General features: G+C 74.6%; 11 protein-coding genes and 1 tRNA gene. 9 read left to right on the forward strand and 3 right to left on the reverse strand.

Annotated features, from left to right (window positions below):
* The first annotated feature begins 194 nt into the window (after nt 1-194).
* Nucleotides 195-278 (forward strand) — tRNA-Leu (locus ACIBCA_RS13335).
* A gap of 99 nt (nt 279-377) precedes the next feature.
* On the opposite strand, the gene ACIBCA_RS13340 is transcribed toward ACIBCA_RS13335, so the two are convergent.
* A complete protein-coding gene (locus tag ACIBCA_RS13340; protein WP_396282988.1) occupies nt 378-1526 on the reverse strand; it encodes a sensor histidine kinase in 1149 nt (382 codons plus the stop codon).
* Nucleotides 1523-2173, reverse strand: a complete 651-nt coding sequence (locus tag ACIBCA_RS13345; RefSeq protein WP_396283269.1) for a response regulator — start codon at nt 2171-2173, stop codon at nt 1523-1525. The genes ACIBCA_RS13340 and ACIBCA_RS13345 overlap by 4 nt, the downstream gene beginning before the upstream one ends.
* A gap of 265 nt (nt 2174-2438) precedes the next feature.
* Here ACIBCA_RS13345 and ACIBCA_RS13350 point away from each other — a divergent pair, with 265 nt between their 5' ends.
* Both ACIBCA_RS13350 and ACIBCA_RS13355 read left to right on the forward strand, forming a co-directional pair.
* Complete coding sequence (locus tag ACIBCA_RS13350; RefSeq protein WP_396282989.1) at nt 2439-4268, forward strand: phosphatidylglycerol lysyltransferase domain-containing protein; 1830 nt, start codon at nt 2439-2441, stop codon at nt 4266-4268.
* A 273-nt stretch (nt 4269-4541) separates the two neighbouring features.
* Nucleotides 4542-5267: a hypothetical protein gene (locus ACIBCA_RS13355; RefSeq protein WP_396282990.1), complete on the forward strand. Its 726-nt coding sequence runs from the start codon at nt 4542-4544 to the stop codon at nt 5265-5267.
* Nucleotides 5268-5322: 55 nt separating this feature from the next.
* Here ACIBCA_RS13355 and ACIBCA_RS13360 read toward each other — a convergent pair whose 3' ends face one another.
* Nucleotides 5323-8076 carry a SpoIIE family protein phosphatase gene (locus ACIBCA_RS13360; RefSeq protein ID WP_396282991.1) on the reverse strand — a complete coding sequence of 918 codons (2754 nt, stop codon included), beginning with the start codon at nt 8074-8076 and terminating at the stop codon, nt 5323-5325.
* Nucleotides 8077-8326: 250 nt separating this feature from the next.
* Here ACIBCA_RS13360 and ACIBCA_RS13365 point away from each other — a divergent pair, with 250 nt between their 5' ends.
* From ACIBCA_RS13365 to ACIBCA_RS13390, 6 genes are all read left to right on the forward strand, one after another.
* The gene (locus ACIBCA_RS13365; RefSeq protein WP_396282992.1) at nt 8327-9130 is read left to right on the forward strand and encodes a hypothetical protein; all 804 of its coding nucleotides are present in this window, start codon (nt 8327-8329) and stop codon (nt 9128-9130) included.
* Nucleotides 9131-9361: 231 nt separating this feature from the next.
* A complete protein-coding gene (locus ACIBCA_RS13370) occupies nt 9362-9688 on the forward strand; it encodes a rhodanese-like domain-containing protein (RefSeq protein WP_396283270.1) in 327 nt (108 codons plus the stop codon).
* A gap of 28 nt (nt 9689-9716) precedes the next feature.
* Complete coding sequence (locus ACIBCA_RS13375) at nt 9717-10400, forward strand: DUF5819 family protein (protein WP_396282993.1); 684 nt, start codon at nt 9717-9719, stop codon at nt 10398-10400.
* A 5-nt stretch (nt 10401-10405) separates the two neighbouring features.
* Nucleotides 10406-11683: an HTTM domain-containing protein gene (locus ACIBCA_RS13380; protein WP_396282994.1), complete on the forward strand. Its 1278-nt coding sequence runs from the start codon at nt 10406-10408 to the stop codon at nt 11681-11683.
* A 10-nt stretch (nt 11684-11693) separates the two neighbouring features.
* Entirely contained in the window at nt 11694-13886 is a 2193-nt protein-coding gene (locus ACIBCA_RS13385; RefSeq protein WP_396282995.1) for an FUSC family protein, read from the forward strand.
* Nucleotides 13873-14730, forward strand: coding sequence for a TrmH family RNA methyltransferase (locus ACIBCA_RS13390; protein WP_396282996.1), 858 nt, complete (start codon nt 13873-13875; stop codon nt 14728-14730). The genes ACIBCA_RS13385 and ACIBCA_RS13390 overlap by 14 nt, the downstream gene beginning before the upstream one ends.
* Nucleotides 14731-14732: the final 2 nt, after the last annotated feature.

A 14732-nucleotide genomic window follows, 5' to 3' on the forward strand; every position in this document is an offset into this window, starting at 1 on the left:
CGGACGGTTCGTCGGGCATCCGTTCGGGTGTCCTCCGTTCGGTCGGAATACGGATTCGGAGTGCTCCCCCCGGTCGTGCTACTGTTTTCCACGTCGGAAGGGCCGCCCGCAAGGGAGGCCGGACCGGAGAGCAGCGAAGGCCACATGGTACCGAGCGGCTCCGAGGATCGGTCGGCAACGACGACGACACCCATGCGCGGGTGGCGGAATAGGCAGACGCGCTGGATTCAGGTTCCAGTGCCCGAAAGGGCGTGGGGGTTCAACTCCCCCCTCGCGCACAGTGAAACCCCGCAGGTCTTCGGACCTGCGGGGTTTTCTCGTTGTTCCGCTGTTCTCCTCTTTCGGTTCCGGTTCCTCGATCCCGGGGGGGGGGGGGCTCAGGAGCGGGCGGCCGGGAGTTCGGCGCGGACCTCGAAGCCGCCGTCCTGGGTCGGGCCGGCGGTGAGGGTGCCGCCGAGGAGCTGGGCGCGTTCGCGCAGGCCGACCAGGCCGTGGCCGCCGCCGGGCAGGGTTTCGGAGGGGTGGACGGGCGGGCGCTCGTTGCGGACCTCGACCCGCAGCCGGCGGCCCTTGGCCCGGACCCTCACGTGCACCACCGCCTCCGGGGCGTACTTGGTGATGTTGGTGAGCGCCTCCTGGACGGTGCGGTAGGCGGCCCGCTCCACCGCCTCCGGCCACGGGCGGTCACCGGGGTTCAGCTCGGCGTCGGCCGCCAGGCCGCTCTCCTCGATCAGCCGGGGCAGGTCGGCGAGGCGGGGCTGGGGGGCCAGCGGGCTGTCCTGGGCGGGTCTGCCCGTGCCGCGCAGCACCCCGACCATCTGGCGCAGCTCGTCGAGGGTGCGGACGGACAGTTCGCGGATGGTGAGGGCGGCGGAGGCGGCGGCCGGGTCGGCGGTGCTCACCTGGAGGGCGCCGGCCTGGATGCTGATCAGGCTGACCTGGTGGGAGACCACGTCGTGCATCTCCCGGGCCAGCCGGCCGCGCTCGCTGATCAGCACCCGCTCGGCGAGCAGCCGGCTCTCGCGCTCCTGGCCGCGCGTCAGCTCGTCCAGGCGGGCGGCGAGCTCACGGCGGGTGCGGGCGAGCAGGCCCGTGGCGGCGGGGCCGGCGGCGAGCATCACGGCCTGGATGGCGTCGAGCGCGGTGGCGCGGCTCAGGTCGAGGACGGTGTCGGGCAGGGGCCAGTGGAAGAACTCGACCAGGGTGAACAGCAGGCCGCAGGGCACCAGCACCCGGGGGGTGGGGCGTTCGGAGGCCACCGTGTAGACGGCGGTGATCGGGGCGAGCCAGATGTCGTCCACCCAGCTGCCGGGCATGGTGAGCAGCAGCACGGTGACGGGCAGGCGCCGGCGCCAGAACAGGGCGACGGCCGCCAGGGTGGAGAGCGCCACCTTCCACCAGGAGGCGTCCCGGGCGACCAGGGCGGCGTCCAGCAGGGAGTAGAGGACGGGCAGCAGCAGCATCAGCCAGGGTGCGGTGCACCAGGCCGGGAGTCTGCGGGACGGCAGCTGGTCGGCGGCCGTCATGCCCCGTCGCCGGGTTTCGGCCGGACGAGGCCGGCCCGGTGGGCGACCACGGCGGCCTGGACGCGGTTGGCGGCGCCGAGCTTGCCGAGGATCGCGCTGATGTGGTCCTTGACCGTGCCGGTGCCCAGGAAGAGCCGGTCGGCGATCTCGGCGTTGGACAGGCCCTCGCCGAGCAGGGCCAGGACGTCCAGCTCGCGGCCGGTGAGGGTGCGGGCGAGGGCGGTGGCCTCGGCGTCGGGGCCACCGCCGTCCACGTAGCCGCCGATCACGGTGCGGGTGACGGTCGGGGAGAGGATGTTGCCGCCGGCCGCGAGGACCCGTACGGCGTGCACCAGCTGGTCGGGGGCGGTGTCCTTGAGCAGGAAGCCGGCCGCTCCGGCCCGCAGGGCGGTGCCGATGTAGTCGTCGGTGTCGAAGGTGGTGAGCATCGCCACGGCGGGCGGGTCGGGCAGGGCGCGCAGGCGGCGCAGCACCGAGATGCCGTCGAGGTCCGGCATCCGGACGTCGAGCAGCACCACGTGGGGGCGCAGCCGCTGGACGTGGTCCTCGGCCTGGCTGCCGGAGCAGTCGCCGACCACCTCGAGGTCCGGGGCGGAGCCCACGATGAGGCCGAGGCCGGAGCGGACCAGGATCTCGTCGTCGACGATCAGCACGCGGGTGGTGGTGATGGTGCCTCCTCGGTTCGGGCGGCCGGGTGCAGGCGGTCCGCGTGGGTCGTTTCGAGAGTAGGGGTAGTGGGGGCGGGCCGCCGAACGCCCGTGTGCCATGACCCCCGCCGAACGGCGGGGGTCGGAATCCGCTACCCGGTTCACGCAATTCTCAGCTTCGGTGGGGAACCATGGAATTGGCTGCCTGTCGTCGGCCTTCGGGCCTGCGGATGCGCCCCACCATCTGATCGTTTGGAATTGAGCTGTGTCGTCCACTGTGAAGTCGGAGCCGTCCGCCACCTCCCAGGAGCCCCGGCCCGTCGGCGCGCTCGACCGCTGGCGTCCGAGGGCGGCCTCGGCCTGCGTCTGGTACCTGAGGCTGCTGGCGCTGCTGAACGTCGCGACGGTGCTGCTGGTGCCGTTCCGCGAGCAGGTCAGCGAGCACAACGAGGGCGAGTACTTCACCCCGTACCTGATGACCTCCGGCCTGGCCAGCGCGGTGCTGTCGATCTTCCTGGCGATCGCGATGCGGCGGCGCAAGCGGGCGGCGTGGATCTTCAACGCGGCGCTGGGCAGTGCGTTCGCGCTGCTGTACCTGCTCGCCATGCTGGTGCCCGGCGAGCATTTCGTCGACCACCCGCTGAACTACTTCTCGACGGTGCTGACCTGCCTGTTCGTGCTGGCGCTGTTCGTCGGGCGCAAGGAGTTCACGTCCAAGGGCGACCGCTCCAACCCGAAGACCGCGGCGGCCACCTTCGTCGGCGGGCTGCTGTTCGGTGGGCTGGTCGGCTCGCTGCTGGTGTGGGCGACCAACGACCTGAACGGCGCGGGTTTCTGGGACCAGTTCCGCTACTCGGTCGGCCGGATGATCACCATCACGCCGTCCCAGCACCTGCGCTCGGTGATCTCCGCCCCGACCTGGGTGGACGCGGCGATCAACACGATGGGCGGCCTGCTCTTCCTGCTGGTGCTGTACACGGCCTTCCGCAGCCCGCGCGGCACGGAGCTGCAAACGGCCGAGGACGAGGCCCGGCTGCGGGCGCTGCTGGACAAGCAGGGTGAGCGGGATTCGCTGGGGTACTTCGCGTTGCGCCGCGACAAGGCGGTGATCTTCTCGCCGAGTGGGAAGGCGGCGGTGACGTACCGGGTGATCGGCGGGGTGTCGCTGGCCTCGGGCGACCCGATCGGGGATCCGGAGGCGTGGCCGGGCGCGATCGACGCCTGGCTGGCGGAGGCCCGCGAGCACGCCTGGGCGCCGGCCGTCATGGGCGCCTCCGAGGAGGCCGGGGTGATCTACGCCCGGCACGGGCTGGACGCGCTGGAGCTGGGTGACGAGGCGATCGTCGAGCTGGACGAGTTCTCGCTGGACGGGCGCGCGATGCGGGTGGTCCGCCAGGCGTACAACCGGGTCAAGCGGGCCGGGTACACGGTGCGCATCCGCCGGCACGAGGACATCTCCGAGGAGGAGATGGCGCGGTTGGTGGCCAAGGCCGACGAGTGGCGCGACGGGGCGACCGAGCGCGGCTTCTCGATGGCGCTGGGCCGCCTCGGCGACCCGGGCGACGGGCGCTGCGTGATGCTGGAGTGCCACGACGGCGAGGGCGAGCTCCAGGCGCTGCTGAGCTTCGTCCCCTGGGGCCCGGACGGGCTCTCGCTGGACCTCATGCGCCGGGCCCGGGACACCGAGAACGGCCTGATGGAGTTCATGGTGATCGAGCTGCTGCAGCGCGCCGAGGAGGTGGGGCTCAAGCGGGTCTCGCTGAACTTCGCGATGTTCCGCTCGGTCTTCGAGCGCGGTTCGCGCCTGGGCGCCGGACCGGTGCTGCGGCTGTGGCGCTCGGTCCTGGGCTTCTTCTCGCGCTGGTGGCAGATCGAGTCGCTGTACCGGGCGAACGCCAAGTACCGGCCGATCTGGGAGCCGCGCTACCTGCTGTTCGAGAAGAGCAGCGAGATCCCGCGGATCGGCATCGCCAGCGCGCGGGCCGAGGGGTTCATCGTGGCGCCGACCATGCCGGCCCTGTTCCGCCGCCGGCACGCGCGGGCGGCCGTGGTGGAGCCCCGGGTGCCCGTAGGGGCACGGGAGGGGAAGGAGTAGGGGGCCGGGAGCGCTTTCCTCCGCCGGGGGGCGGAGGGCGGTTCTCGGCCGGATGGGGGTGCGGGGGCCGGTCGGTCTCCCTCTTGAGTATGACGAGAGTCCCCATCCGTGCCGATGTGCACTTGTTAACAGGCTTCTAATGTTGGAGTCGTTGAGAAAGTCCGGGGATTCGGGAGAACGGTTGTGATGGACAGGACCCACGCGGGGGGCGTGCGAAAGGGGCCGCTGGCGTACGCCAGAGCGGCCGCTGTCGCCGAGTGGGGAACGTTGTTCGTGACGGTCCGGGACGGGGTGGTGCGCAAGAAGTTCGCCGCCGTTCCGCTGGCGAGCGCGGCGACGTTCCTGATCCTGCTCTTCAGCATCGTGCAGCACCTGCCGGGTGGCGAGCGCTTCGTCAACCACATCGGTGTGGTGAAGGCGGCGCTGCCGCTGGAGGAGTCGCTGCTGAGGACGCCGCTGTCGCTGTACGTGCCGGCGCTGGACCTGCCGGTCTGGGGCGCGCTGGCGCAGGTGTTCGTGGTCTTCGCGATCGCGGAGATCGTGCTCGGCCGGCGGATGACGCTGGTGGTCGCGTACGCCTGCACCCTGGCGGGCACGCTGTTCGCCCGGGTCGGGGTGGCGATCGGGCCGGACCACGTGTTCGGCTTCCCGAAGTGGGTCGCCTACGTGCGGGACACCGGGCCGTCCGCGGCGGTGGTGGCGCTGGCGATCTGCATCGCCTTCCGCGCCCGGGCCTGGTTCACCGCCGGCCTGGTGGTGGCGCTGATGGTCGGCGAGGCCGTCGTGCTGCCGAACCTGGCCGGTCTGGAGCACGTGGTCGCGGTCATCACCGCGCTGCTGATCGCCGTCTCGGTCGAGGTGTTCGGGGACTTCTGGCCGCGGGTGCTGGCCGGGGTCGGGGCCGCCACCACGGTGGCCGCCGCGACCACCGTCGCCGCCGCGGTGGCGCCGCTGGAGGCCGCGGAGGCGCGGCGCCAGGCCGGGGCCGTCATCCCCTGAAGGGGCCTGTCACTGCGCTGCCGGCCGGGCAGGGGACGCTGTCCCCACCCGGCCGTCACGCGTGCGGGAGGGGAAGCTCGAACCAGACGACCTTTCCCACCGCCTTGCGGGCGGTGCCCCAGCGTTCGGCGAGCTTCGTGACCAGGGTCAGGCCGCGGCCGGTCTCGCCGAGCTGCTCGGCGGGCTCCAGCGAGGGCAGGTTGTGGTTGTCGTCGCTGACCTCGACCAGCAGCTTGTCCACCCGGATCAGCTGGAGCTGGACGCGGTCCCTGGCGACCCGTACGGCGTTGGTCACCAGCTCGCTGACCAGCAGCTCGGTGGTGTCGGTGAGCGCCTCCAGGTGCCAGGCGGCCAGCTGCTCGCGGACCAGGGAGCGGGCCCGGCGGACCTCGCGGTGGTCCACGGTGAGGTCCCAGGTGGCGACCTCGGACGGGGCGACGCCGTCGAAGCGAGCCACCAGGAGGGCGACGTCGTCCTTGCGGTCGTCGGAGTGCAGCCGCTTGAGGACCACGTCGCAGGCTTCCTCGGGGCTCTGCCTCGGGTCGATCAGGTTGCCGCACAGCGCCGCCAGGCCGGCTCCTATGTCCCCGCCCCGGACCTCGACCAGGCCGTCGGTGCAGAGCACCAGCATCGAGCCGTCCGACACGTCGATGGTCTTGGCGACGAAGGGCACCCCGCCCACGCCGATCGGGGCGCCGGCCGGGATCTCCAGCAGCTCGCCGCTGCCGTCCGGGTGCACCAGGACGGGCGGGACGTGGCCGGCGCTGGCCAGCTCGCAGGTGCGGTTGATCGGGTCGTAGACCGCGTACAGGCAGGTCGCGAGGTGGTCGTCGCCGAGCTTGTGGGCCAGGTTGTCCAGGTGGCGCAGCAGCTGGCCGGGCGGGAGGTCGAGGGCGGCGAGGGTCTGCATCGCGGTGCGGAAGCGGCCCATCGCGGCGGCCGAGTGCAGGCCGTGGCCCATGACGTCGCCGACGACCAGGGCGACCCGGCTGCCGGGCAGCTGGATCGCGTCGAACCAGTCGCCGCCGACCTCGGCCTTGGGGTCGCCGGGCAGGTAGCGGTGGGCGATCTGCACGCCGGGGATCTGCGGCGGGCGGGTCGGGATCATCGAGCGCTGGAGGGTGGTGGCGACCCGGGCCTCGGCGCGGTGCAGCCGGGCGTTGTCCAGGGACAGGGCGGCGCGGACGGCCAGTTCCTTGAGGGTGGCGGCGTCGCTCTCGTCGAAGGGTGCGCGGTCCGGCAGCCGGAGCAGCTTGAGGATGCCCAGGACGGTGCCCCGGGCGGAGAGCGGGACGACCAGCATCGAGCGGCCGGAGACCACGGGGGCCAGCTGCACGCCGCCGAGGGCGATCGCGTAGTCCACGGCGACGTCGTCGGTGACCACCGGGACCAGCACCGGCTGGTTCAGCTGGAGGGCCATGCCGGGCGGGGTGCGGCGGGGCATGCTGACCAGGGCGCCCTCGGGCAGGACGTGCTCCCAGACGCCGCCGGTCTCGTTGTGGACCAGGGCCACCCGGCGCAGCATCGTGTCGTCGTCCGGGCGGGAGACGGGCAGCTCGGAGTCGGAGATCAGCCCGTCCACCAGGTCCACGCAGGCGAAGTCGGCGATCCGGGGGACCAGCACCTGGCACAGCTCGTGGGCGGTGAAGCCGAGGTCGAGGGTGGTGCCGACCTTGCCGCCGACCTCGTTCAGCAGGGCCAGCTGCTCGCCGGCCTGGCCGTTGGTGAGGAAGGGCACCAGCCGCCCGGTGGGCAGGGCCTCGGGGGCGGTGGGCGCCGGGACGGCCCGGGGCTGGTCGGCCGTCGGCTGCGCGGCCAGGGCGTGGTCGGCCGGGGGCTGGTCGACGAGCCCGGCGGGGTGGCCGTTGGCGGACTGGGTGGCGGCGGCCGGCTCGATGGCGGCTTCTCCTTGGGCGGGGTACGCGGCGGGGGACGTGGCGGGGGCGGGGCGCTGGGCGGGCAGGGCGGCGGCGCGGCGGCCGGACCCGGACTGCTCGGGCTGGGGCGGCGGGCCGGTGCGGGCGGCGCGCTGCTGGGGCGTCGGGTAGCGGCGGCCGATCGCGGAGGCCGCGTGCGCGCTGCCGGCCTGGGCGTCGGCCGGGAGCACCGGCAGCACGGTGGCCGCGTCCAGCCGCAGGGCGGGCAGGCCCGCGGCGTCCAGGACGTCCAGCAGCAGGGCCCGGCGCCCGGCGGCGGAGGCGGGCAGCAGCCGGGCGAACTGCTCGGGCACCGTACGGCCGGGCGGGGCGAGGGCGGCGGCCAGGCGGTGGAAGCCGCCCCGGGCGGGCGGGGTGGCGGCGAAGGGCGTCATCCGCTCGCCGATGGCCAGGCGCGGTCCGGCGGTGCGCAGCGGGCGGGCGTCGGCGGCGAGGGCGAGCAGGCCGCCGGGCTGGTCGGTGGACGGGTGCCTGAGCGGGTAGGCCCACCAGAGGATGTCGCGCAGGTGCTCCTCGCGGTCGAGCACGGCGAGGCGGCCGGCCCAGGGGGCGCCGGAGGCCGTCAGCGCGGTCAGGGTCTCCAGGGCGTCGCCCCGGCGGCGGCCGGCGGGATCGCCGGGGGACTCCACGGTGGGCAGCAGGCCCCCGGCCGGGCGGTCGCGGGCGACCTCGGCGCGGTGTCCGAAGAGCTCCTCGGCGCTCCGACTCCACTGGGCGATGCGGCCGGACCGGTCGACCAGGACGAGGGCGAGCCGCAGCAGGGCGGCCACGCCGGCGGGGTGGTCACCCGGCACGGTCTCGGCGCCCGCCGGACGCGGTGTGGAGTTGGACTCGGCCACCATGGATTCGGTCTGCTCCCGCCTGGCCGCCACGGCTGGGAGGCGGACCGTCTCTGAGGAGGAGGAAGGCGCGCTGTGCGGATACCAGCGAAGCACGGACGGGCCCGGGCCCGACACCGAAACGGGCAGATTCCTCAGGAACCGTTGCGTGTCGCACCCCGCGCGCCGGTGCGCACCTCCGCTTCACCCGGACGGCGTCACCACCGCCGAGGGTAGGGTGACAGGCCGGGCCGCCGAGCGGTGGCCCGGACACGGCAGGCCGGACGAGACACAGAGGCGAGAAGTGAGCGCGCAGAGCCCCGCCCGCTGGACGGACCCGGATCAGCTCGACCTGGAGGAACGGGTCGCCGCGGCCGAACTCGCCTGGCTCAGCATGGACGTCGACGTGCAGACGCTCAGGGTCGAGATCGACAACTTCGCGCTGATCCACCACCAGCTGCTCGGCCCCCTCTACGCCCGGCTCGACGAGCTGGACGCGCTGGTCGCCGAGGCCGTCGCCGTCCGCACGGGCCTGCCCGAGGACCTGCGCCGCGCCGCCGAGGCCCGTCGGCAGGTCGAGGAGCTGCCCGACCTGGACGCGCTCTTCGACTCCGTACGGGAGCGCGCCGGGGAGAGCGAGGAGGCCCCGCCGCCGCCCGCCGCCCCCGCCCGGGTGCGGCCCGGCAAGGAGGCGCAGCGGATCTACCGCGACCTGGTGCGCAGCGCCCACCCCGACCTCACCACCGACCCGGCCGAGCAGCAGCGCCGGGCCGCCTTCCTGGCCCGGGTCAACGAGGCCTACGCGTACGGGGACACCGCCGCGCTGACGGGCCTGGCCGCCGAGTGGTCCACCGCGCCCGAGGCCGCCCCCGCCGCCGACTCCCCCGACCGGCTGGAGTGGCTGCGCCGCCGGCTGGAGTGGCTCACCGCCAGGATCGCTGCGACCGCCACCGAGCAGGTCCGGCTGGAGCAGACCCCGATGGGCCAGCTGCTCGCCCTCGCCCCGCAGGACCCGGACCGGCTGCTGGAGCAGCTCGCCGAGGAGCTGCTCGCCAAGGCCGCGGAGCGGCAGGCCGAGCTGGAGCGGCTGCTGGGGCGCGTTTCATGATTCCCGCCGGGCGCGCGACGCCGGGCATCCCGCCTGGACGCACCGGCGAAGCACCCGAGTACGACCCAGTACGAGGGCGCTCCGCCGGCACGCCCAGCCGGGCGCCCACCGCCGCGCGCTGATCCGACGCGAATCATGAAACACGCCCCAGGCCCCTCCGCAGCCCCCGGCGCCGCCGCCCCGGTGGGCGACAATGGCACCGACCCGACGCACCCCCAGGAGAACCAGACGATGTTCGCGCAGATCCCCACCACCGACGCCGCCGCCGTGCCCGCCGAGGCCGCCCTGCTGGACGTGCGCGAGCAGGACGAGTGGGACGCCGGGCACGTGGACGGCGCGCTGCACATCCCGATCGGGCAGGTCGTGGCCCGGCTCGGCGAGCTGCCCGACGAGAAGCTGTACGTGCTCTGCCGCGTCGGCGGGCGCTCCGCGCAGGTCGTCCAGTACCTGGTGCAGCAGGGCCGGGACGCGGTGAACGTGGACGGCGGGATGTACGCCTGGGAGGGTGCGGGCCGTCCGATGGTCAGCAGCACCGGGCAGCAGGCCTTCGTCCTGTAGCCGTCGGGCCCGGTGGGGGGGAGGCCCGATGGGGTCTGGGGAAGGGAACGGAGCGGACGCGGACGCGGACCGGCCGGCGCGGGACCGGGCCTGGTCGGCGCCCGCGCAGCTGTTCCTCGGCCTGTCCGCGGCCGCGCTGGCGACGGTCACCGTGCTGTTCCTGACCGCCGTGTTCCTGCACGTCGCGCCCTCCAACGCGCTCTCCCGGCAGTACCAGGAGCAGGTCGACGGAGTGGTCTACCCCGAGTTCGAGCAGAACTGGCGGCTGTTCGCCCCCAACCCGCTGCAGCAGAACATCACCGTGGACGCCCGGGTGCGCACCGCCGGGGAGGGCGGCGCCACCCGGTTGCGCGACTGGATCGGGCTGACCGCCCGGGACCTCGACGCGATCCGGGGCAACCCGGCGCCCAGCCACGTCGACCAGAACCTGCTGCGCCGGGCCTGGGACTTCTACGAGGGCACGCACGACCCGAAGGACGAGACCGCGACCGTGGCCAGGGGCAGGCTCGCCGAGCAGTACCTCAAGCGGATCGCCCTCCAGCGGATCGGCCGGGAGGTGGACGGGGAGCGGGTGCTGGAGATCGAGTTCCGGATGACCGCGACCACCCTCGCGCCGCCCGCGTGGAGCGGGGAGGCGGCGCCGCCCGCGCCCAAGGTGCGGGAGCTGCCCTGGTGGGCGGTGGCCGACGAGGACTACCGGGGGCTCGGGTGAGCGAGATGTCGCCGCCTCAGCTGCCTGCTGAGCTGCCCGCTCGGTCCTCTGCGGAGGAGGAGCGGCCGCTGCTGGACCGCATCCCCCGGCAGGGCCCGTCCCCCGTGCAGGCGGCGGCCGAGGCCGCCTCCCGTCGGGTGGGGCCCGCGGAGGCGGCCGCGAGGGCGCTCGGGGCGTTCACCGGGCGTGCGCTCGGGGCGCACCAGGCCGCGGTGGTGCGGATCGGCTTCGGGCTGGTCTGGCTCGCGTACCTGCTGCGCGAGTGGCCCAACCGGCGGGTGCTGTACGGCGACCGCTCCCCCTGGGCGATGGACCTGGCCGAGCGGCTGCTGGCCGACAACGGGGCGTTCACCGTGCTGCCCTGGTTCGGCGGGCGGGCCTGGTTCGAGCTGGTCTACCACCTGGGGATGCTGGCCGCCCTGGCGGTGCTGCTGGGCTGGCGGACCAGGGCGAGCACGGTGCTGTTCCTGGTCACCGTGCTGTCGCTGCAGAACCGGGACGTCTTCCTCGGGGACGGCGGGGACAACGTCGTCCACCTGATGGCGGTCTACCTGGTCTTCACCCGCTGCGCCGAGGTCTGGTCGCTGGACGCTCGGCGCGCCAGGCCGGGTGGCCCGGGCGGGGTGGTGCTGTGGGCCGTCCTCGGGGTGGTGCTGGCGCTCTGTCAGCTGGGCGGGTTCTCCGGGGAGACGCTCACCTGGACGAGCCGGACCTTCCCGTACGTCGGCTGGTCGCCGCTGTTCTGGGGCCTGTGGGCCGTGGCCGGGCTCTGGTGGACGCTCCGGCGGCTGCGGCCGGAGGGCGAGCCGCTGGCCGTGCTCGACGCGCTGGCGAACATGGTGCACAACTGCGCGATGCTGGTGATCGCCGTCGAGGTGGTGCTGATCTACGCCACCGCCGGCTGGTACAAGGTGCAGGGCTCGCGCTGGCAGGACGGCACCGCGCTCTACTACCCGCTGCACCTGGACTACTTCACGCCCTGGCCCTGGCTGTCCGGGCTCGTCGGCTCGGCGCTGCTGCCGGTGTTCCTGGTCTCGTACGCGACGGTGATCCTCCAGGTCGCCTTCCCGTTCACGCTGCTCAACCGGCGGGTCAAGAACGCGCTGCTGGCGGTGATGATGGTCGAGCACGTGGGGATCGCGGTGGTGCTCGGGCTGCCGGTGTTCTCGATGGCGATGATCGCGGCCGACGCGGTGTTCCTGCCGACCGGGATGCTGCTGTGGGTGGCGGCGCGGCTCGGGCGGCTGCGGTGGAGGCGGCTGGGAGGGAGGCGCTCCGCCTAGGATGGCGGGCATGTCCTGGTTTGCCGCACTTCGTGACACCGCGCGGACCGGGCTCACCCTCGACCGGGCGCTCAGCGATCCCAAGCGCGCGCTGCGCGGGGCCGTCGCCGTCGCCCTGGTGCTCTTCCCCACGCTGGCCCTCGGCGGGCCTTCGCTCGCCACCTCCGCGGCGATGGGCGCCTTCATCGCCGGGACGGCCACCTTCCAGCGCAGTTTCCGTCCGCGCGCCAGCCTCGCCGTGGCCGCCGGCATCGGGCTGGGCACCAGCACCTTCCTCGGGTACCTGGCGGCCGGGGTGTACGGGCTGTTCCCGGTGCTGCTGGCGGTGTGGGCCTTCGGCGCCGGACTGGCCTGGGCCATCGGGCCGACCGCCGGGGTCGTCGCCGCCAACACCGTCTCGGTGATGCTCGTGGTCGTCCAACTGCCCGTCAGCGCCGCGGCCGCGCTGGGCCACGGGCTCGTCGCCGCGCTCGGCGGGGTCTCCCAGGCCCTGGTCATCACCCTGTGGCCGATCGGCAGCTGGTCCGCCCAGCGGGCCGCGCTGGCCGACACCTATGCCGAACTCGCCGACTACGCGCGGCGGTTGCGCCAGGACCCGACCGCGCACATCGACCCGGCGCCGTTCATGGCCGCCCGGCACGCCTCCGCCGTCACCCCCTGGCAGGACCGCCACCGGCCGCCCGAACTGCGCGGACTGCGGGGCCTCGCCGAACGCATCCGCCCCACCCTCGCGGCCCTCGCCGACCCCAAGGTTGGCGCCCCCGAGGAGGGGCCGGAGCGCGACCGCGCCCGGGAGGTCCTGGCCGCCTCCGCCGAGGTCATGGACGCCCTCGCCCGGGCCGTCCGCACCGGCGACCCGCTGCGCCTGCCCCGCTCCGCGCCCGCGCTCAGCGTGCCCGGGACGGACGACGCGACGCCGCTGCGCGGGGCCGCCCGACGCTCGGCCCGGCGCCTGGGCGGGCTGCTGCGCAAGGCCGCCGACGCGCTCGACCGGGGCGACGAGGACACCATCAGCACCCCCGTGGTCGGGGCCGGCGGGGCGCTGCGCAAGCCGCCGCTGTCGCGGATGCTGCCCGTCGCGCTGCGGGCCGTACGGCGGCAACTGCGGCCGCGCTCGGCGGTGTTCCAGCACGCGGTGCGGCTGGCCGGGGTGGTGACCCTCGCCTACCTGCTCGCCCGGCTGGCCGGCTTCGAGCACGGGTACTGGGCGCCGCTGACGGCCGCGATGGTGATGCGGCCGGACTTCGCGCAGACCTACAGCCGGGGCGTGGCCCGGCTCGCCGGGACGGTGGTCGGGGTGAGCGTCTCCACCCTCGTGGTGCAGCTGGCCCACCCCGGGCAGTGGGTGCTGGCCGCGCTCGCGGTGGCGTGCATCGGTGCGGCGTACCTGACGCTCAGGACCGGGTACGCGCTGATGACCGTCGGGATCTCCTCGTACGTGGTGTTCCTGCTCGGGCTCCAGGAGGGGAACCCGCTGGTCACGGCCTTCGAGCGGGTCGGGCTGACGCTGCTCGGCGGGTCCGTCGCGCTCCTGGTGTACGCGCTGTTCCCCACCTGGCAGACGGCCCGGCTCGGGGAGCGGCTCGCGGAGTGGCTCGCGGCGGCGGGGCGGTACGCGGGGGCGGTCATCGCCTGCTACGAGACGCCGGCGCAGCCGCGGGAGCGGGCGGTGCGCACCGCGCTGCTGGACTCGCGGGAGGCGCGCTCCGAGCTGCTCCAGGCGATCCAGCGGGCGGATGCGGAGCCCGGGCGGCACGAGACGGGGCTCGCCGGGGTGAGCCGGCGGCAGATCGACCGGGCGCGGGCGGCGGTGGGGCACCTGGGGCGGGTGGCGGTGCTGCTGGAGGCGCACCTGCCGGGGGCGGACGCGGAGCCCGTACCGGGGGCGGCGGAGTACGCGGAGGAGCTGCGGCTGGCCACGGCGCTGGCGGCGGGGGCGCTGCTGACGGGGCGGCCGGTGGAGTTCGGGGCGGTGCGGGAGGCGCAGGCGCGGCTGGAGGAGCGGCTGGCGGGGGCTCCTGCGGGGTTGCAGAGGGACGGCGTGCAGAGGGACGTGGTGCAGCGGGACGTGGTGCGGGCGGGGGCCCGGCTGGTGGGGCAGGCGTTGAAGGATCTGGAGCGGGCCCTGCGGGGGAGCGGCGGGAAGGAGGGGCGGGAGGAGGCGAAGGCACGGGTGGGAGAGTGGGGGAATGGACGAGGCTGAGGTGGAGCGGGACTGGCGGGCGGGGGAGCGCGGGGCCGGGGTGGTGGTGCTGGACGGGTTCCACCCGTTGAAGCACGCGCTGCGGTTCGGCGGTGAGGTGCGCCGGGTGGTGACCGTCGACCGGGGGGAACTGCTCGCTCTGGCCCGGGAGTTGGCGCCGGACGTCGAGGAGGAGCTGGACGCGCTGGCGGTGGAGCTGCCGGAGCGGACGATGCGGGCGCTGGTGCCCCGGCTGCATCCGACCGGGGTGATCGCGCAGGCCGTGCGGCCGTCCGTGGAGGCGAACCGGGAGGCGCTGGCCCGTCGGCCGCGGCGGGCGCCGGTGGTGGTGCTGGAGAACCCGCGCAACCTGGGCAACGTCGGGGCGGTGATCCGGCTGGCGGCCGGGTTCGGGGCGGCCGGGGTGGTGACCACCGGGGAGGTGGACCCGTGGCACCCGACCGTGCTGCGCGGCAGCGCGGGCCTGCACTTCGCCACCGCCGTCGAGCGGGTGGGCCTGGCGGAACTGCCCGAGGGGCCGCTGTACGTGTTGGATCCGGAGGGCGAGGACATCCGCGACGTGCCGTTCCCGGACGACGCGCTGCTGGCCTTCGGCACCGAGCGGCACGGCGTCTCGGCGGAGCTCCGGGCGCGGGCGGACCACCTGGTCGCGGTGCCGATGCGCCCGGGGGTGTCCAGCTTCAACCTGGCGACCAGCGTCGGGATGGGCCTGTTCCACTGGATGTCGGGGACGTCGGGGACGTCGGGGACGTCGGGGGCGTCGGGGACGTCGGGGGCGTCGGGGGCGTCGGGGGCGTCGGGGGCGTCGGGGCGCCCGCCCGGCGCGGGGCCGGACGGGCACTGACG

This window comes from Kitasatospora sp. NPDC051170 (genome assembly GCF_044455705.1).
GTDB lineage: Bacteria > Actinomycetota > Actinomycetes > Streptomycetales > Streptomycetaceae > Kitasatospora.

Excerpts from the sequence above, each read along its gene's own strand:
- ACIBCA_RS13340 (WP_396282988.1), bottom strand. The coding sequence starts at position 1,526 with ATGACGGCCGCCGACCAGCTGCCGTCCCGCAGACTCCCGGCCTGGTGC.
- ACIBCA_RS13370 (WP_396283270.1), top strand. The coding sequence starts at position 9,362 with ATGTTCGCGCAGATCCCCACCACCGACGCCGCCGCCGTGCCCGCCGAG.
- ACIBCA_RS13375 (WP_396282993.1), top strand. The coding sequence starts at position 9,717 with ATGGGGTCTGGGGAAGGGAACGGAGCGGACGCGGACGCGGACCGGCCG.
- ACIBCA_RS13380 (WP_396282994.1), top strand. The coding sequence starts at position 10,406 with ATGTCGCCGCCTCAGCTGCCTGCTGAGCTGCCCGCTCGGTCCTCTGCG.
- ACIBCA_RS13385 (WP_396282995.1), top strand. The coding sequence starts at position 11,694 with ATGTCCTGGTTTGCCGCACTTCGTGACACCGCGCGGACCGGGCTCACC.
- ACIBCA_RS13390 (WP_396282996.1), top strand. The coding sequence starts at position 13,873 with ATGGACGAGGCTGAGGTGGAGCGGGACTGGCGGGCGGGGGAGCGCGGG.